Origin of the sequence: Streptomyces sp. T12, assembly GCF_028736035.1 — a bacterium.
Taxonomy (GTDB): Bacteria; Actinomycetota; Actinomycetes; order Streptomycetales; family Streptomycetaceae; genus Streptomyces.
The window spans coordinates 10,338,369-10,354,626 of record NZ_CP117866.1 but is presented as its reverse complement, the minus strand read 5'-3'; the positions used below and the strand labels follow the sequence as shown (position 1 = coordinate 10,354,626).

Below are 16,258 nucleotides of genomic sequence, written 5' to 3'. Positions count from 1 at the left end.
GCCAGAAGGCACTGACCGACACGGCGGCCTGCGCCCCCCACGGTCAGCTGCCGCGGAACGCCGCATCCGCATCGGCCCCGAAACGTGATCCACCGCCTACTTACAGACATCCCAACCAGTCGGTATGGTGCGCCGCTGAACCATTTCTCCCCGTTCCCCTCCACGGGTCCGAGCCGTAGTGGAAGGCCAGGCGATGACATACCCCGACGAGAACCGGTATCCGCGATCAGCGTCACCGGGGTGGCACCTGCCGCACACCGATCCCCGGTCGTACGGGTACGACGCCCCTCGGTACGACCCGTACGGGCAGGCCGCCCGGTACGAGCCGTACGGGCAGGGCCCTTGGGACGAGCCGTACGCGCACGAGACGCATCGGCACAGCGCCGACCTCACCGCGCTCCGCTCGGCCTACCGCCTGCTCCGCCGGACCTCCACGCTCACCGCGCTCGGCTCCTTCGTGGTGTATGTCGTGCTGTCCTGCGGGGCCCCTGGCCTGATGGGGTCCAAGATCGCCGGCGAGCTGAGCCTGGGCATGGCCCTGGGGGTCCTCCAGCTCGTCGTCACCTTCGCCGCGGTCTTCTGGTACGGGCGCAGCGCACAACGCTCGGTGGATCCGTTGGCCCGCGCCGTCAGGGAGCAGGCGGTCGCCGCCGGCAGAAACGCCGGGGTGGCGAGATGAACGACTTCAGCTCCGGGACACAGGCCACCGTCCTTCTCCTGTTCACCGTCCTGGTCACTCTCACGCTGCTCATGTGCGTGATGGCGGGACCGGACCGTGACGACCTGACGAACTTCTACACCGGCTACCGCTCGCTCACCCCGTTCAAGAACGCCCTGGCCATCGCGGGCGACTACATCTCCGCGGCCACGGTGCTGAGCACCACCGGCATCGTCGCGCTCACCGGGTACGACGGCTATGTCCTCGCGGTCAGCACCGCCTTGTCCCTGGTGCTACTGATGTTCCTGCTGGCCGAACCCCTGCGCAACGCCGGCCAGTTCACCATGGGCGACGTCCTGGCCCGCAACATGCCCGGGCGGGCCGTGCGGGTCGCCGCCTGCGTGGTGACGCTTTCGGCGACCGTGCCCTTTCTGATCGTCCAGCTCTCCGGGGCCGGGTCGTTGCTCACCTTCATCCTGGACCTCCCGCACGTGGCGGGCGCCAGGACGGGCAGCATCATCATGGTCGGCAGCCTGATGATCATTTACGCGGCGCTCGGCGGTATGCGAGGCACCGCGCTCGTTCAGATGGTGAAGATCGTGTTCCTGCTCGCCACCAGCGCTGTCGTGGCCGTCCTGGTGCTGAACCGCTTCGACTGGAGCTTCGGCGACGTACTCAGGGCTGCCCAGCGGGGCAGCGGCGCGGGCCCTGCCTTCCTCCAGCAGGGCCTTCAGCTGGGCACCTCGGCCGGCGAGCGGCTGGACTTCATCGGGTTCCAGATCACTGTGGTGCTCGGCGTGGCCTGCCTGCCCCACATCACGATGCGTCTGTTCTCCGCCCAGGACGTGCCGGCCGTGCGTCGCTCCATGTCGTGGGCGGTCGGCACGGTCACCACGTTCTGCCTGCTCGTGATCATCATGGGTACGGGCGCGGCGGCGCTGGTGGGCTCGCAGTCCATCATCGCGGCCGACCCACACGGCAGGACGTCGGTGCTCATGCTGTCGCAGGTGCTCGGCGGGGCAGCCGGCTCGACGGGCACGACGATTCTCTACTCGGCCGTGGCGGGCATGGTGTTCATCACCCTGCTGTCGTCGGTCGCGGGGATGACCCTGGCCGCGGCCTCGTCGCTCGCCCACGACCTGTTCGCCCATGTGGCACGGCGGGGGCAGGCGGAGCCGCGTACGGAGATGACGGTGGCGGTGTGGACGAGCGTGGTCGTGGGAACCGTTGCCATCGGGCTCGCCACCCTCGTCCAGAACTGGGATGTCGGCGTGCTGACCACTCTGGCCATCTGCATCGGGGCATCGGCGGTGGCACCCGCGCTCACCTACTCCCTGTTCTGGCGGGGATTCACCCGCACCGGCCTGCTCGCCACGCTCTACGGCGGCGCGGCCTGCGCGCTGGTGCTGATGGTCTTCTCCCAAGCCGTTTCGGGCACGCCGTCCGCCGTCTTCCCGGACGCCGACTTCGCGCTGTTCCCGATGCAGTCCACCGGACTGGTCTCCGTCCCGTTCGGCTACCTGGCGGGCTGGCTGGGCAGCCGTCTGGACCGCCGGCGCCGCACCGCAGAGAGCGTCGAGAACCGGCGGCTGTACGAGGAGAGCGAGGCCCGGCTGCTCGCCGCAGCCGAGTGACCACGGCGGAGCGGGCGGGCTACGAGAGCGGCCTCGGGGCCGCCGCCGTAGTCCGCCCGGCGGCCCAAGTCCCGTCGCACAACGGCGCCGCAGGCAGCCCGTCAGGTCAGGCTGGACGGCACGATCCATCCCGTAACGGCGCCTCGTGATGATGGTCAGGTGAGCATGCCGGCCAGTGGTTGTTCGGTCCACACGGTCTTGCCCTCGCGGGTGTATCGGGTGCCCCAGCGTTCGGTCATCTGGGCCACCAGGAACAGGCCGCGTCCGCCCTCGTCGGTGGTACGGGCGTGGCGTAGGTGGGGTGAGGTGTGGCTGCTGTCGCTGACCTCGCACACCAGGCACCGTTCGCGGATCAGCCGCAGGGTCGCGGGGCCGCTGGCGTAGCGGTAGACGTTGGTGACCAGTTCGCTGGCGATCAACTCGGTGCTGAACGCCAAGTGCTCCAGCCCCCATTCGGTCAGCTTGGCGGCGGCCAGGGCCCGGGCCCGGGCGGCGCTGGCAGGCTCCAGTGGCAGACGCCAGGAGGCGACGTTGTCCGGTGGCAGCATGCGCGTGCGGGCGATCAGCAGAGCGACGTCGTCGCTGGGGCGCGAGGGGACGAGCGAGTCGACCACCGCTTGGCATGTCCGTTCCAGCGCGTCGCCGGGGCGGGTGAGGGCCGCGCGCAGCTTGGCCAGGCCGGCGTCGGCATCGAGGTGGCCTTCGCCGATGAGCCCGTTGGTGTACAGGCACAGCAGGCTTCCCTCGGCCAGTTCGACGTCCCGTGCCTCGAACGGCAGGCCGCCCAGGCCGAGCGGTGGGCCGGCGGGCAGGTCCAGCAGGGCCGCCTGTCCGTCCGGAGCGGTCACCACAGGCGGCGGGTGACCGGCGCGAGCCAGGGAGCACCGCCCGGAGACCGGGTCGTACACGGCGTACAGGCAGGTGGCACCGATGACCTGCTCGCCCACGGGCCGTTCGCCGACCGCTTCCTGTTCGGCCGCCAGGAGGTTGACCAGGTCGTCCAGGCGGGAGAGGACCTCGTCCGGTTCCAGGTCGAGGCTGGCGAGCGTGTGTACGGCGGTACGCAGCCGGCCCATGGTGGCGGCAGCGTGGATGCCGCGTCCCACCACGTCGCCGACGACGAGGGCGACCCGGGCCCCGGACAGGGGGATGACGTCGAACCAGTCGCCGCCCAGGCCCGGGGCCGCGCTGGCCGGCAGGTACCGCAGGGCCACCTCGACGGCCGACTGGTCCGGAACCGCCCGGAGCAGAAGGCTGCTCTGCAGGGTGAACGCCGTCTGCTGCTGCTGGGTGAAGCGCCGGGCGTTGTCGATGGCGACGGCGGCGCGCGAGGCGAGTTCCTGGGCGAGGGTGAGATCGTCCGCCTCGAAGGGATCAGGGCGGCGCGAACGCCACAGGGTCATCACTCCCAGCACCTGGCCACGTGCGGCGACTGGGACCACGATCAACGAGTGGGCGCCCAGGTCCGGGGCTCGGGCTCCCTGGCGGCCTTCCGTCGAGAACCAGTCGGGCGGGAGCACCGGTTCCAGGACGGGCCGTCCTTCGGCCAGGCATCTGGCCTGGGGTGTGCCCGGCGCGAACTCCACCGGCTCGCCCGCGGGGTGGGGCGGGCCGGCCTGCTGGGCACCGACGCCGCTGGCCCCCAGGCGTACCACCGGCCCTGCCAGGGGCCGCGCCAGTTCCTCACCGCGCGTCACGGGCTGCAGCAGGTCCACTGACGCATGGTCGGCGAGGTGAGGCACCATCACCTCGGCGAGTTCCCGGGCCGTCTCCGCCACGTCGAGGGTGGTGCCGATACGGCCGCCGGCCTCGTCGAGGAGCGCGAGCCGACGCTGGGCGCGATGGCGTTCGGTGATGTCCTCGATCATCTCGGCCACGCCCAGGATGCGGCCGGAGGGATCCTCCATCGGGAAGGAGGAGACCATCGCGACCCGCTCGCGTGCCGGATCCTGCTCCAGGCGGACGAACTGCTCGGAGTAGACCGACGGCCTTCGGGTGTCCATCACCTGGCGCACCCGGTCCACGGCCCTGCGTGCGTCGTCGGGGAGGAGGAAACAGCCGGTGGGCAGCCCTCGAAAGTCCGCTGCCGGGATGCCGCTGAAGCGTTCGATGGCCCGGTTGACCCGGAGAAGCCTCAGGTCGGGGCCGTGGACGACCAGGCCGATCGGGCACCGGCGGTACAACCCGTCGAGAACCGCGCGGTCCCTTTGCCACTCCAGGACGTCAGCCGCGGGTGCCCCGGCAAGGAACCACTCACGGACCTGGCCGTCGCGCGAGAACGGATGGGCCCTGAGCCCCATCTCCACGAGCCGCCCGTCACGGTGCCGCACGTGGAGCACCCCGAACCAGCCGCCGGCTTTCCTGCAGCTCGCCACGGCCTCTCTGGCAGTCGGCAGATCGCCAGGATCGACAAGGACGTCGAATGCGGGCCGACCGATCACCGCTGTGTCCGGATAGCCGAGCAGTTCCTCGGCCCGCCGGTTCCATCCGACCACGGCGCCCCGGTCGTCGAGCACCGCCAAGGCGGCGATGTGCAGGGCGAACGGATCGTCGTGGCTTTCGCTGAGCTCCGTCATCCGCTTCTCCACCGCCGGACACCACCTTGTCCTCGGTCGCCAATGCTCCTTGTCGGTGGCTGGGCGCTTTTGAATGCGCGTCGACCTACTGATCCCATATAAGCCTATTGAACCCGGTAAGGCCGCGAGCTCGCCCACCGCGTGGCGTCCCGATGTGCCCGGGCCCTGCGGCCCGAGCGGGGGCGGTCCCCAGGGTCAGGGCATCGACCGGGACCGCCCCCGCCGGCTCACTCGGCGAGCGGGCCGAACTCCTCTCGGGTGTCCACCGGCTTGCCGAACAGCTGCCACCGCTCGCCCTTGAACCGCATCAGCTGCATCGTCTCGATCGGGAATGCGTCGTCGGGCCCGGTGGCGAGGGTGACCCCGGGCAGCAGCATGTCCACCTTCACGTCGTTCAGGTTGCGCACCGCGTCCCGCAGCCCCTCCCTGGTCGGACACTTCATCGCGTCCAGTGCCTTGTGCAGGCTGGAGGCGGCGGCCCAGCCGTAGGCGTTGAACTGGTTGGCCGGGTCCGAGTCGGGCGCGTGCTTGTGCAGCGCGTCCGTGTACGCCTTCATCTCCGGGTCGTCGGCCCACTGCGGGTCGGCGGGGTCCTTGAAGTAGGTCGCCGAGACCACGCCCTGGACGTTCTTGAACCCGACGGGCTGGAGCACGGCCGCGGAGGAGGACACGTTGTTCACGATGTGCAGCGGGTTCCACTTGGGGTTCTTGGCGTCGGCGGCGAGGGCCTGGCTGCCGAACTTGGGCGTGGTGATGTTGAGCAGCACGTCCGCCTTGGAGCGGGCGAGGCTCGTCATCTGCGCCGAGACGGAGGGATCGGTGACCTCGTAGCTCTCCTCGGCGACCACCTTGACGCCGCTGCCGGCGACGGCCTGCTTGAAGCCGCCGAGCAGGTCCTTGCCGAAGTCGTCGTTCTGGAAGAGGACGGCGACCTTGGCCTTGGGCTTGTCGTCCTTGAGGTACTTGGCGTACACCCGCGCCTCGGACACGTAGTTGGGCTGCCAGCCGATGGTCCAGGGGTGCTTGTCGTCCGTACCCCAGACGGAGGCGCCCGTGGCGACGAAGGGCTGCGGCACCTTCTGCTTGTCGAGGTAGTCCCAGACGGCTGCCGTGGACGGGGTGCCAAGGCTCTGGAACACGGCGAAGACCTTCTCCCGCTCGACCAGTCTGCGCGCCTCCTCGACCGCCTTGGGCGGCTGGTAGCCGTCGTCGCGGACGATGAACTCCACCTTGCGGCCGTCTATGCCGCCCTTGTCGTTGACGTGGTCGAAGTAGGCGGCCACTCCCTTGCTGATCGTGCCGTAGGCGGAGGCGGGTCCCGACAGCGGGTAGATCCCGCCCAGCTTGATGCTCTTGTCGGTGATGCCGGTGGTCTGCTGGCCCTTGCACGCGCCATCGACGGCGGTGTCCTGGGAGTCCTGCCCTCGCTGGCTGCTGCAGGCGGTCGCGGTGAGCAGAGCTGCGGTGGCGGCAGCGGCCGCCCGCAGCGCGGTGGTCTTGCGCATGTGGTTCATTCCTTTTCCGTGCGGGGCGGTGCGCCCACGGGTTCGGCATCGGCAACTGCGGGGTCCGCGGGGGTATCCGTCGCGGTGGGTTCGGATGCGGCCGGTGAATCCGGCTGCGCATCGGGCGCGGAATCGGCCGGGAGGTTCGGCTCCGTACTCGCCGCGGAATCGGCCAGGGCGTTCGGCACCGTGCTCGGCGCGGAATCGGCCAAGGCGTTCGGCTCCGTACTCGCCGCGGAATCAGCCGGGGCGTTCGGCTCCGTGCTCGCCGCGGAATCAGCCGGGGCGTTCGGCTCCGTGCTCGCCGCGGAATCAGCCGGGGCGTTCGGCTCCGTGCTCGGCGCGGAGTCGGCCTCGGGCGTCCGGTCGGGGGTGGCTGGGGGGCGGGGCAGGTGGCGGGTGACGGTGGCCCGGAGACGGCCCGGCAGGCCGGCCAGTCCCGTCGGGGCCACGAACATCACCGTGATGATCAGCAGGCCGAACACCACTCCCGGTGCCGCCTCGCTGACGTCCTGGGACACGCTCGGCACGTACATCACGAACGCCGCCCCGAGCAGGGGCCCGTACAGCGAGCCGAGCCCCCCGACCACCAGGCCGGCCAGCAGCGTGATGGAGACGACGAAGCTGAAGGAGTCGGGCGAGACGAAGCCGATCACCCAGGTGTACAGACACCCGGCGACACCCGCGAACATCGCGCTCCACGCGAAGGCGAGCGTCTTGTGCAGGGACAGCCGTACGCCCATCACCTCGGCGGCGCTCTCGTTGTCCCGCACGGCGAGCAGGGCCCGGCCGACCCGGGACCGCAGCAGGTTGCGGGCGAGCAGCAGGGCCACCGCGGTGACGGCGAGGACGACGAGGTACATCCACTGGTCCTCGGCCAGCCCGCTCCACGCGGGCGGCTGCGGCTTGTCCACGGTCAGGCCCATGGAGCCGCCCGTCACCGGTTCGAGCCGCTTGAGCAGGGGCGGCAGGAACACCGCGAACGCGAGGGTGACCAGGGCCAGGTACAGGCCGCGCAGCCGCAGCGCGGGCACTCCGAAGCCGAGGCCCAGCAGGAAGCATCCGGCGGCCGCGGCCGGCAGCGTGGCCAGGTGGCCGGTGTCGTACCGGTCGAGCATGACCGCCGCCGTGTAGGCGCCCGCCGCGAAGAACGCGCCGTGCCCGAGCGAGATCTGCCCGCCGAAGCCGACCAGCAGGTTCAGTCCCGCCAGCGCCACGGCGTACAGGAGCACCATGGTCAGCTGGAAGACCTGGAAGGGGGCGAAGTAGAACGGTGCGCCGACGGCGAGGGCCGCCGCGAGCAGGACGGTGAGCGCGGCGCGCAGGCGCCGGGCGCGGTCCGTGCCGAGTGTGGCGATGATCGTGCTCATGCGCGTTCCACCGCCGCTCGTCCGAACAGGCCCTGGGGCCGTACCAGCAGCACCGCCAGGATGATCACCAGGGGGACGCCCACCTTCAGATCGGCGCCGACGACATCGACGTAGGCCCCGGTCAGCGTCTCGGCGACGCCCACGAACAGGCCTCCGACGACCGCGCCGACCGGGCTGTCGAAGCCTCCGAGGGTGGCCGCGGCGAAGGCGTAGATCAGCACCCCGCCCATCATGTTGGGCTCCAGGAACAGCAGCGGGGCGACGAGTACGCCGGACACGGCGCCGACGGTCGCGGCCAGCCCCCAGCCCAGCATCAGGACCCGGCCCACCCGGATGCCCGACAGCCGGGCGGAGGCCGGGTTGCAGGAGACCGCCCGCATCACCAGGCCGATGGAGGTGTGCTGGAACAGCAGATACAGCAGGCCCATCACGACGGCCACCACGCCGATGATCCCGAGCGTCGACCAGTCCACGCGCACCCCGGCCAGGTCGAGCCCGCCGTCGGGGAACGGCTGCGGGAAGTCCTTCACGGTGAACGACCAGATCAGGCCGGCCAGCGCGTTGACGAAGATGAACAGGCCGACCGTGACGATGACGACCGTCAGCTCGGGTGCGCCCTGCACGGGACGGATGACGATCCGCTCGACCAGCATGCCGCCGGCGAAGGACACCGCGAGGGTGACCGGCAGCGCCAGCCAGAACGGCATCCCGGACGCCACCAGCTGCCAGGCGACGTAGGTGGAGAGCATGGCCAGCTCGCCCTGTGCGAAGTTGACGATCCCGGTGAACCGGTGAATCAGCACCAGGGCCAGCGCCAGGCTGGCGTACACGGCGCCGGAGCCCAGTCCTTCCACCAGTTGCTGGAGAAGCTCGGTCACGGCGCTCACCCGGCCTTCCGGGCGCTGACGGAGACACCGAGGTAGACCTCGGCGACCTGTCCGTCCTCCCGGATCTGCTGAGCCGGTCCGGACAGCACCAGGCGGCCGGCCTCCAGTACGTGCGCCCGGTGCGCGATGTCCAGCGCGAGCTGGGCGTTCTGCTCGACGACGACCACGGTGGTGCGTTCCTCCTCGTTGACGGCACGGACGATCTCGAACAGTTCACGGGTGACGAGCGGGGCGAGCCCGAGCGACGGCTCGTCCAGAAGCAGCAGCGAGGGCCGCAGCATCAGCGCCCTGCCGATGGCGAGCATCTGCTGCTCCCCGCCGCTGAGGCTGCCGGCGGCCTGACGGGAGCGCTGGCGCAGTTTGGGGAAGTAGCCGTAGATCCGTTCCAGGTCGGCCGCCACAGCGGCGCGCTCGGCACGGCCCCGCCGTCCGAGACCGGTGCGCAGGTGGGCTCCGATGCGCAGGTTCTCCTCGACGCTCAGGTCGTTGAAAGTGCCCCGGCCCTCGGGCACATGCGCCACACCGAGCCGGGCGGCCTGCTCGGGCGAGCGGCCCAGCAGCTCCGTACCGTTCAAGGTGACCGAGCCACGACCGCGGACCATGCCGCACAGCGCTCGCAGCGTCGTGGTCTTGCCCGCGCCGTTGGGCCCGAGGATCGCGCACACCTCGCCGCGGGCGACACAGAAGTCCAGGCCCTGGAGCACGCGGGCCTGTCCGTACCCGGCGTGCAGGCCGGATACCGTCAGAAAGTCCGGCTCCGCGGCCGCGGCCTCCGCGGACTCGGTGCGGTCGGTGGTGGGCTCGCTCATGCGGCCACCCCCAGGTACGCCTCGATGACCGCCGCGTCGCGCTGGATCTCCTCGGGCGAGCCCTCGGCGATCTTGCGGCCGAAGTCGAGGCAGACCACCTTGTCGCACAGGCCCATCACGAATCCCATGTGGTGTTCGACCACCACGAGGGTGAGGTCGAAGTCCTGGCGCACCGACCGGACCAGATCTGCGAATTGGTCGACCTCGCCGTGGCTGAGTCCGTTGACGGGCTCGTCGAGCAACAGCAGCCGGGGCCGTACCGCGAGCGCCCGGGCGAGTTCGACGCGTTTGAGCGTGCCGAACGGCAGCCCGGAGGCGGGGTGGTCGGCGACGTCCGCCAGGCCGAGTCGCCGGAGCAGCTCGTCCGCCTGGTCACACAGTTCCCTCTCTTCTCGCCGGACGCGGGGCAGCCGGAGCGCCGCGGCGAGGTGTCCGGTGCGCCCCCGGCTGTGGGCGCCGACCATGACGTTCTCCCGGACCGTGAGCCGCGGGAACAGGCCGAGGTTCTGGAAGGTGCGGGCGATGCCGCGCCCGGCCACGGCGTGCGGCGGAAGGGCGAGCAGGTCCTCACCCTCGAACCGCACCGTTCCCGCATCGGGGGTGCAGCGCCTGGTGAGGCAGTTGAACAAGGTGGTCTTGCCGGCTCCGTTGGGCCCGATGAGCCCCACGGCGGTGCCCGGCTCGACGGTGAACCCGACACCGTCCAGTGCCGTGATCCCGCCGAAACGCACGCTGATACCGTCGACCGCGAGCATGAGTGACGCCCTTTCCGACGTGCTGGGGGGTGGGCGAGCGTCACAGTAGGTGGGGGTGTTCCGGGCGCACATTGGGTGCGAGCACCCAACTTCCGGGTCACCGGACTGTGCGCCGCGCACAGGTCCCCGCGGATGTCTCACCCCGAGGCTGTTGACGAAGCACGAGGCGGGCGGCGACGATCGGCGCCATGCCTCGCGGTCCCGCTCTGGGCGCCCCCCGACTCTCCGAATCGCTCCACCGGGAGCGGCGGCGGATCCTGCACGCCGTCCACGACCGGATCGAGGAGGTGGCGGAGAGCGCCGTCGAGGTGATGCGCACGGAGATCCCGTCGTACGCGCTGCAGGACGAGCGGTTCTTCGACGACGTACGGGAGCAGGTGCTCGAGCACTACCGGATGCAGTTGGCAGCGCTGGCCGGCGACCGGGACATCGCGCCCGAGGACCTGGTGTTCAGTCGCGCGGCGGCGATGCGCAGGGCGCGGGCGGGGTTCGCCCTGGAGGACTGGATCAGTGCCTTCCGGGTCGGCCGGCAGGTGCTGTGGGACTCGCTGCTGGACTGCGCGGGCACGTCCGCCGAGGCCCAGCAGGCCGCACTGTGCCTGGTCACACCACTCATGCGGTACGTCGACTACGCCAGCACCCATGCCGCGCAGGCCTATGTCGAGTACCAGCAGCACGTGGTGGCGGACGCGGACCGGGAGCGCCGGGATCTCCTGGACCAGCTGCTGGCCGGCGTGGCACCGACGCGCGGTCCGCTGTTCGCGGCGGCGCAGGCGTACGGCATCGGACCGCGCTCGCCGATGATGGCGGTCGTGGCGGTGTGCGTCGACAACACCGGCACCGGGGACCTCACCTCGGCCGAGCACGGGTACGCCACCAGCGCGTCGATCAGCGTCGCCGGGCCCTGGGCCGGCAGAACCCTGGTCGTCGTGCGCCACGGGGAGGTGGTGACCGTGCCCGTGGTCCGGGCCGGCATGAACGCGGAGGACATCTGCGCCCACTTCGAGGCCGTGCAGCGGCGGCTCGCGCGGGAGGGAACCATGCTCTCCATGGGCATCAGCACCGTCGCCCAGGGCGCTGCCGAACTGCCCCGCGCCTACGCGGAAGCACGCGCCGCCCTCGACCTGGTGCCGAGCGGGGGCGGGGTGGCGGCGCTGCCGCGGCTGTCCCCCTTCGACTACCTGGCGCTGCGCGCCGACGACCTCGCCCGCCAGCTGGTCGACTGCCGTGTGCGGGCGCTGCTGGAGGAGGACCGCAGACGTGGCGACACGCTGGCCGCGACCATACGGGCCTTCGCGGAGGCGGATCTCAACCTGCGGCTGGCCGCCGACCGGCTGCGGATCCACCACAACACGGCGCACTACCGGTTGCGCCGGATCGAGGAACGCACCGGCCGCAATCCGCGCCGGATCGCCGACCTCCTGGAACTGCTGGTCGCCCTCGCCATCCGCGACGGGGCCGGGGAAGGTGAGGACGGCCAGTGAGCGGCATCGTCGAATCCGCTGGGACCGAAGCGGCACCTCAACTGCCGCTGGGGCACGGTAGCGGGGGTCCGGCGGAGGACCCCGCCGGTCAGGACCGGACCGTCCGGCGTGCGCTGCTGGACGCCGCGCTGGAGGTGTTCACCGAGCGCGGTTACACCGACGCCGGCCTCGGCGAGATCGCGGCGCGCTCCGGCATCCCAGTGGGCAGCCTCTTCCAGCACTACGGCGGTAAGCGAGGGCTGTATCTCGCCCTCTGGGAGGAGTTCCGGGAGGAGCAGGAGCGCCGGACCGCGGCCACGGTGACCGCCGAGCGCGGCCGTGGCGTGGACGATCCCATCGCCCTCTTCGTGGCGGGAGCCAGGGCATATCTGGCGGGCGCCTGGGACAACCGGCGGCTCGCCAGGCTCCTCGCGGAGGACGACGGCCCGGCGGGCTTCGACGCACTGCGCCGCCAGTGGGACCGCGCGTGGGTACGGCGCAACGCCCGGCTCCTGAAGGTGGACGAGCGGCGACGCGCCGGCCGGGTCCGGGTGAGCGTACTGACCACGGTCATCGGAGGGGCGGCGCGCGAACTGGGCGACTGCGGTGACGAGACGGAGGCCCGGGAGATCGTGGACGAGGTGTGCGGCATCCTGATCCATCTGTCGGCACCGCCCGGCTGAAACACCTGGCGGGTGGCTCGACGGTGCGCCTGACGAGGGAGCGTCCGGCGATGCTGTACGCCGGACGCCCGGCCCCCCACCTCAGATCCCGATGCCTGCTCCTTCCCTGAACGGGAGCGCGTCACCGAGCAGTTGCCCGCCGTCGATCACCATGGTCTCGCCGGTGATCCAGCTCGCGGCCTCGGAGACGAGGAAGGCGACCGCCGAGGCGATGTCCGCCGGCTCCCCGATGCGACCGAGCGCCATCGCGGCGGACACGGCCTCCTCATGCTCCTTCCACAGCGCCTCGGCCAGCTTGGTGCGCACCACACCCGGTGCCACCGCGTTGACGCGAACCCTCGGCGAGAGCTCCAGGGCCAGTTGCTTCGTGAGGTGGATCAGTGCGGCCTTCGACGCGTTGTACAACCCGATGTTCGCCTCGATGGCCATGCCGCCGACCGACGCCGTATTGACGACCGCGCCGCCGTGCTCGCCCATCCAGGCCCGGGTGGCCAGACCCGTCCACAGGACAGGAGCCCACAGGTTGACGTCGAAGGTCTTGGCGAACCGGCCGTGGTCCTGGTCGATGACCGGCCCGAAGGCCGGGTTGGTCCCCGCGTTGTTGACGAGGATGTCCAGGCTTCCGAAACGCTCGAGGGTCAGATCCACACAGCGCTGTGCCGCCTCTTCGTCGACCGCGTGCGCACCGACGCCGACCGCGGTGCCCCCGACCTGGGCCGCGGCGGCGTCCGCCGCCTCCTGGGACCGGGAGGTGAGGACGACGTTTGCGCCGGCGGCGGCGATGGCCTGGGCGATCGCCAGCCCGATACCGCGTGAGGCGCCGGTGACGACGGCGGTGCGACCGGTGAGGTCCAGTCCTGTCATCTCAGCTCACCGCCGCCGCGGCCACGTCGCGGTACTGCCGCAGTTCCTGTTTGGCGATGGCCCGCTTGTGGACCTCGTCGGGACCGTCCGCCAGCCGCAGCGTCCGCAGCTGCGCGTACATCATCGCCAGCGGGAAGTCGTCGGTCACTCCCGCTCCTCCGTGCACCTGGATCGCGCGGTCGACCACCTTCAGCGCGATGTTCGGGGCGGCCACCTTGATGGCCGCGATCTCGGTGCGCGCTTCCTTGTTCCCTACCGTGTCCATCAGATACGCGGCCTTGAGCGTGAGCAGGCGGATCATCTCGATGTCGATCCGCGCTTCCGCGATCCAGTCCTGGATGTTGGACCGTTCGGCAACCGGACTGCCGAAGGTCACCCGTGACTGCGCACGCCGGCACATCAGCTCCAGCGCCCGCTCGGCCGCGCCGATGGCCCGCATGCAGTGGTGGATACGACCAGGCCCGAGCCGGGCCTGGCTGATCGCGAAACCCTCGCCCTCGCCCTTGAGCAGGTCCTTGGCCGGTACCCGCACATTCTCGAAGATGATCTCCGCATGGCCCTCGCGGTCCGCGTACCCGAACACCGGGAGGTTGCGGACCACGGTGACCCCGGGGGCGTCGATCGGGACGACCATCATCGACTGCTGGCGATGTGGGGCCGCCGTGGGGTCGGTCTTGCCCATCACGATGAGCACCTTGCAGTTCTTGTGCATCGCGTTCGAGGCGAACCACTTGCGGCCGTTGAGCACGTACTCGTCGCCGTCGCGCTCCATCCGCAACTCGATGTTGGTGGCGTCCGAACTGGCGACACGCGGCTCGGTCATCGCGAACGCCGAGGCCATCGTCCCCTCCAGCAGGGGCTTGAGGTACTTCTCCTTGTGCTCGTCGCTGCCGAACAGCGTGAGCACCTCCATGTTGCCGGTGTCGGGAGCGTTGCAGTTGCACGCCTCGGAGGCGATGTGGCTGCGCCCCATGATCTCGGCCAGCGGCGCGTACTCCAGGTTCGTCAGCCCCGGGCCCCACTCGGGGTGCGGGTGGAAGAGGTTCCACAGCCCGCGCCGGCGCGCCTGCGCCTTGAGTTCCTCGATGATCGGCGGCTGGAAGTGCGGGTCACCCGAGGCGTGCATCTGCTCGTGGTACACGGCCTCAGCGGGGTAGACGTGCGCATCCATGAAGTCGAGCAGATCCGCCCGGTACTTCTTGGCGCGGTCCGACGTCTCAAACAGGGACATGCGTACTCCTGACAGGGAGGGAGGGACATTCGGGGCGGGCGGCGAGGAAGCGCACGCCGGGCGTGCCGGTCACGGCTGCGCCAGCAGGGAGCTCTGGTAGCGGCGCATCCCGCGCAGCCACCGGTCGTAGTCCGAGCCCTTCTGCCGGTACATCTCAAGAACGTCTTCGTGCGGCAGGATCAGGAAGCGCTCGTCATCGATCGCGGCCAGGACCGCGTCGGCCACGTCGGCCGGCTCCAGGACGTCACCCGCGGACGTGACGGCCCGCGTCGCTGCCCTTCCCAGCGCGTCCCCGGAGTCCTCTCCGGAGAACAGCAATCTCGTGTTCACGCCCATCGGGCACAGACAGCTGACCCGGACCCCGCGATCGCCGTAGCTGACACTCAGCCACTCGGCGAAGGCGACGGCCGCGTGCTTGGTGACGGCGTACGTGGCGGAGCCGATCTGGGTGAGCAGCCCGGCCGCCGAGGCGGTGCTGACGAAGTAGCCCTCACCGCGCTCGAGCCACCGTGGTACCAGCAGCTTTGCCGCACGGATGTGGGCTCGCAGGTTCACGTCGATCGAGAGGTCCCAGTCCGGTTCGCTCGCGTCGAGGCCGGGTGCCCCGGCGATGCCCGCGTTCGCGAAGTAGAGGTCGACCGGACCGAACGTGCTCTCGGCCAGGTCGATCAGCTCCTGGATCTGGCCGGTGTCCGACACGTCCCCGCCGGCGCTGACCGTACTTCCCGGATGGTCGGCGTTGACCCTTTCCGACACCGCCCGCGCGGTCTCCGCGTCGAGGTCCGCGACGACGACCCGGGCACCCTCGCGAGCGAGCCGCGCGACCAGCGCGCCGCCGATGCCGCCGCCCCCTCCGGTGACGATGGCGATTCTTTGTGCAACGTTCACAGGCGGACCTCTCCGTGCCGGGACGCTCTTGCCTCACCCTGTATAATTGAATCTGACGTCAACTTCAAGAGATGGGCGTACGCCGGCCGCGGTCGTCACGTCCGTGGAGCAGACGAGAAAAAGAAAAGACACCCGGCGGTACCGAGTGTCAGGGGAGCAGGCGGATCAGCGGTGTTCGGGGAACCGCAGGGCGTTCGCCCAGAGCCGGGTCACCGTGGACACGAGTTCCTCGAAGTCCACCGGCGCACCTTCTTCTTCCTGCCCTTCACAGAGCACGAAGGCGTTGTAGGCCATGACGCTGACCATCCCCGACAGCGCACGGGAGGCCATCATCGGATCGACCTCACCGTCTGCGACACCCCGCGCCTGCAGGTCCGCGATGCCGCGGGCGTTGCGGCGGATGAACGCGTCCCCGCGCCGCCGTCGGAACTCACGGAACTCCGGCTCCACTTGTGCGACCTGCTCCAGCAGCGCCATCAGCTTCGCGTTCCGTCTGTATGCCGCGAGATACGCGCGATTGCTCGCCTCGAGCACGGCATAGGCATCGTCGGTGCCCTGCACCCGGCCCATGCCGGGGTGCATCATGTCCTCCTGCGCCTCCAGGAGTACGGCGGCAAGCACCTCTTCCTTGTTGGCGAAGTAGGTGTAGAAGGACCCCGCCGCGCATCGAGCCTCTTTGGTGATGTCGGTCAGGCGGGTGTCGAGGTAGCCGTCCCGTTCGAACACCTTCCGCGCGGCCTTCACCAAAGCGGCCCGTGTCCGCGCTCCGCGCTGTGTCGTGGGCGGCTCGCGAAGTTGCGAGAAGGGCGCCACGGGCGGTGCCTTCTCGCTGTCGATCTCCTCGGGCGCAGTGGTGTCCATCTCGGGGACTTTACTTGAATCCGACGCCATAGTCACAAACCCCAAGGGGCAGGCAGGTGGGTTGAATGTCCTGG

General features: G+C 70.4%; 14 protein-coding genes. 4 read left to right on the top strand and 10 right to left on the bottom strand.

From position 1 onward, the window contains the following. Nucleotides 1-193 precede the first annotated feature (193 nt). Nucleotides 194-679, top strand: a complete 486-nt coding sequence (locus PBV52_RS46530) for a DUF485 domain-containing protein (protein WP_274247746.1) — start codon at nucleotides 194-196, stop codon at nucleotides 677-679. Then, complete coding sequence (locus PBV52_RS46525; RefSeq protein ID WP_274247744.1) at nucleotides 676-2,292, top strand: cation acetate symporter; 1,617 nt, start codon at nucleotides 676-678, stop codon at nucleotides 2,290-2,292. The genes PBV52_RS46530 and PBV52_RS46525 overlap by 4 nt, the downstream gene beginning before the upstream one ends. 155 nt (nucleotides 2,293-2,447) lie before the next feature. Here PBV52_RS46525 and PBV52_RS46520 read toward each other — a convergent pair whose 3' ends face one another. From PBV52_RS46520 to PBV52_RS46495, 6 genes are all read right to left on the bottom strand, one after another. Beyond that, entirely contained in the window at nucleotides 2,448-4,868 is a 2,421-nt protein-coding gene (locus tag PBV52_RS46520) for a SpoIIE family protein phosphatase (protein WP_274247743.1), read from the bottom strand. Nucleotides 4,869-5,095: 227 nt separating this feature from the next. Then, nucleotides 5,096-6,373, bottom strand: coding sequence for an ABC transporter substrate-binding protein (locus PBV52_RS46515; protein WP_274247741.1), 1,278 nt, complete (start codon nucleotides 6,371-6,373; stop codon nucleotides 5,096-5,098). A 5-nt stretch (nucleotides 6,374-6,378) separates the two neighbouring features. Then, entirely contained in the window at nucleotides 6,379-7,743 is a 1,365-nt protein-coding gene (locus PBV52_RS46510; protein WP_274247739.1) for a branched-chain amino acid ABC transporter permease, read from the bottom strand. Next, nucleotides 7,740-8,621: a branched-chain amino acid ABC transporter permease gene (locus tag PBV52_RS46505; protein ID WP_274247736.1), complete on the bottom strand. Its 882-nt coding sequence runs from the start codon at nucleotides 8,619-8,621 to the stop codon at nucleotides 7,740-7,742. The genes PBV52_RS46510 and PBV52_RS46505 overlap by 4 nt, the downstream gene beginning before the upstream one ends. A 5-nt stretch (nucleotides 8,622-8,626) precedes the next feature. Then, the gene (locus tag PBV52_RS46500; RefSeq protein ID WP_274247735.1) at nucleotides 8,627-9,439 is read right to left on the bottom strand and encodes an ABC transporter ATP-binding protein; all 813 of its coding nucleotides are present in this window, start codon (nucleotides 9,437-9,439) and stop codon (nucleotides 8,627-8,629) included. Beyond that, nucleotides 9,436-10,194, bottom strand: a complete 759-nt coding sequence (locus PBV52_RS46495; protein WP_274247733.1) for an ABC transporter ATP-binding protein — start codon at nucleotides 10,192-10,194, stop codon at nucleotides 9,436-9,438. Before PBV52_RS46495 ends, PBV52_RS46500 begins: the two co-directional genes overlap by 4 nt. Nucleotides 10,195-10,382: 188 nt before the next feature. Here PBV52_RS46495 and PBV52_RS46490 point away from each other — a divergent pair, with 188 nt between their 5' ends. Continuing rightward, nucleotides 10,383-11,678 (top strand): CdaR family transcriptional regulator, encoded by a 1,296-nt coding sequence (locus PBV52_RS46490; RefSeq protein ID WP_274247732.1) that lies wholly within the window; start codon nucleotides 10,383-10,385, stop codon nucleotides 11,676-11,678. Next, the gene (locus PBV52_RS46485) at nucleotides 11,675-12,340 is read left to right on the top strand and encodes a TetR/AcrR family transcriptional regulator (RefSeq protein ID WP_274247730.1); all 666 of its coding nucleotides are present in this window, start codon (nucleotides 11,675-11,677) and stop codon (nucleotides 12,338-12,340) included. The genes PBV52_RS46490 and PBV52_RS46485 overlap by 4 nt, the downstream gene beginning before the upstream one ends. Before the next feature lie 81 nt (nucleotides 12,341-12,421). Here the strand turns inward: PBV52_RS46485 and PBV52_RS46480 are convergent, their stop codons facing one another. From PBV52_RS46480 to PBV52_RS46465, 4 genes are all read right to left on the bottom strand, one after another. Then, nucleotides 12,422-13,204 carry an SDR family oxidoreductase gene (locus PBV52_RS46480; protein WP_274247728.1) on the bottom strand — a complete coding sequence of 261 codons (783 nt, stop codon included), beginning with the start codon at nucleotides 13,202-13,204 and terminating at the stop codon, nucleotides 12,422-12,424. Between the two features lies 1 nt (nucleotide 13,205). Continuing rightward, a complete protein-coding gene (locus tag PBV52_RS46475) occupies nucleotides 13,206-14,435 on the bottom strand; it encodes an acyl-CoA dehydrogenase family protein (protein WP_274247725.1) in 1,230 nt (409 codons plus the stop codon). A 69-nt stretch (nucleotides 14,436-14,504) separates the two neighbouring features. Continuing rightward, nucleotides 14,505-15,323: an SDR family oxidoreductase gene (locus PBV52_RS46470; protein WP_274247723.1), complete on the bottom strand. Its 819-nt coding sequence runs from the start codon at nucleotides 15,321-15,323 to the stop codon at nucleotides 14,505-14,507. Nucleotides 15,324-15,488: 165 nt separating this feature from the next. Next, nucleotides 15,489-16,184 carry a TetR/AcrR family transcriptional regulator gene (locus PBV52_RS46465; RefSeq protein ID WP_274247721.1) on the bottom strand — a complete coding sequence of 232 codons (696 nt, stop codon included), beginning with the start codon at nucleotides 16,182-16,184 and terminating at the stop codon, nucleotides 15,489-15,491. Between the last annotated feature and the right edge of the window lie 74 nt (nucleotides 16,185-16,258).

Excerpts from the sequence above, each read along its gene's own strand:
- PBV52_RS46515 (WP_274247741.1), bottom strand. The coding sequence starts at position 6,373 with ATGCGCAAGACCACCGCGCTGCGGGCGGCCGCTGCCGCCACCGCAGCT.
- PBV52_RS46480 (WP_274247728.1), bottom strand. The coding sequence starts at position 13,204 with ATGACAGGACTGGACCTCACCGGTCGCACCGCCGTCGTCACCGGCGCC.
- PBV52_RS46490 (WP_274247732.1), top strand. The coding sequence starts at position 10,383 with ATGCCTCGCGGTCCCGCTCTGGGCGCCCCCCGACTCTCCGAATCGCTC.
- PBV52_RS46525 (WP_274247744.1), top strand. The coding sequence starts at position 676 with ATGAACGACTTCAGCTCCGGGACACAGGCCACCGTCCTTCTCCTGTTC.
- PBV52_RS46495 (WP_274247733.1), bottom strand. The coding sequence starts at position 10,194 with ATGCTCGCGGTCGACGGTATCAGCGTGCGTTTCGGCGGGATCACGGCA.
- PBV52_RS46530 (WP_274247746.1), top strand. The coding sequence starts at position 194 with ATGACATACCCCGACGAGAACCGGTATCCGCGATCAGCGTCACCGGGG.
- PBV52_RS46520 (WP_274247743.1), bottom strand. The coding sequence starts at position 4,868 with ATGACGGAGCTCAGCGAAAGCCACGACGATCCGTTCGCCCTGCACATC.
- PBV52_RS46500 (WP_274247735.1), bottom strand. The coding sequence starts at position 9,439 with ATGAGCGAGCCCACCACCGACCGCACCGAGTCCGCGGAGGCCGCGGCC.
- PBV52_RS46475 (WP_274247725.1), bottom strand. The coding sequence starts at position 14,435 with ATGTCCCTGTTTGAGACGTCGGACCGCGCCAAGAAGTACCGGGCGGAT.
- PBV52_RS46465 (WP_274247721.1), bottom strand. The coding sequence starts at position 16,184 with ATGGACACCACTGCGCCCGAGGAGATCGACAGCGAGAAGGCACCGCCC.
- PBV52_RS46510 (WP_274247739.1), bottom strand. The coding sequence starts at position 7,743 with ATGAGCACGATCATCGCCACACTCGGCACGGACCGCGCCCGGCGCCTG.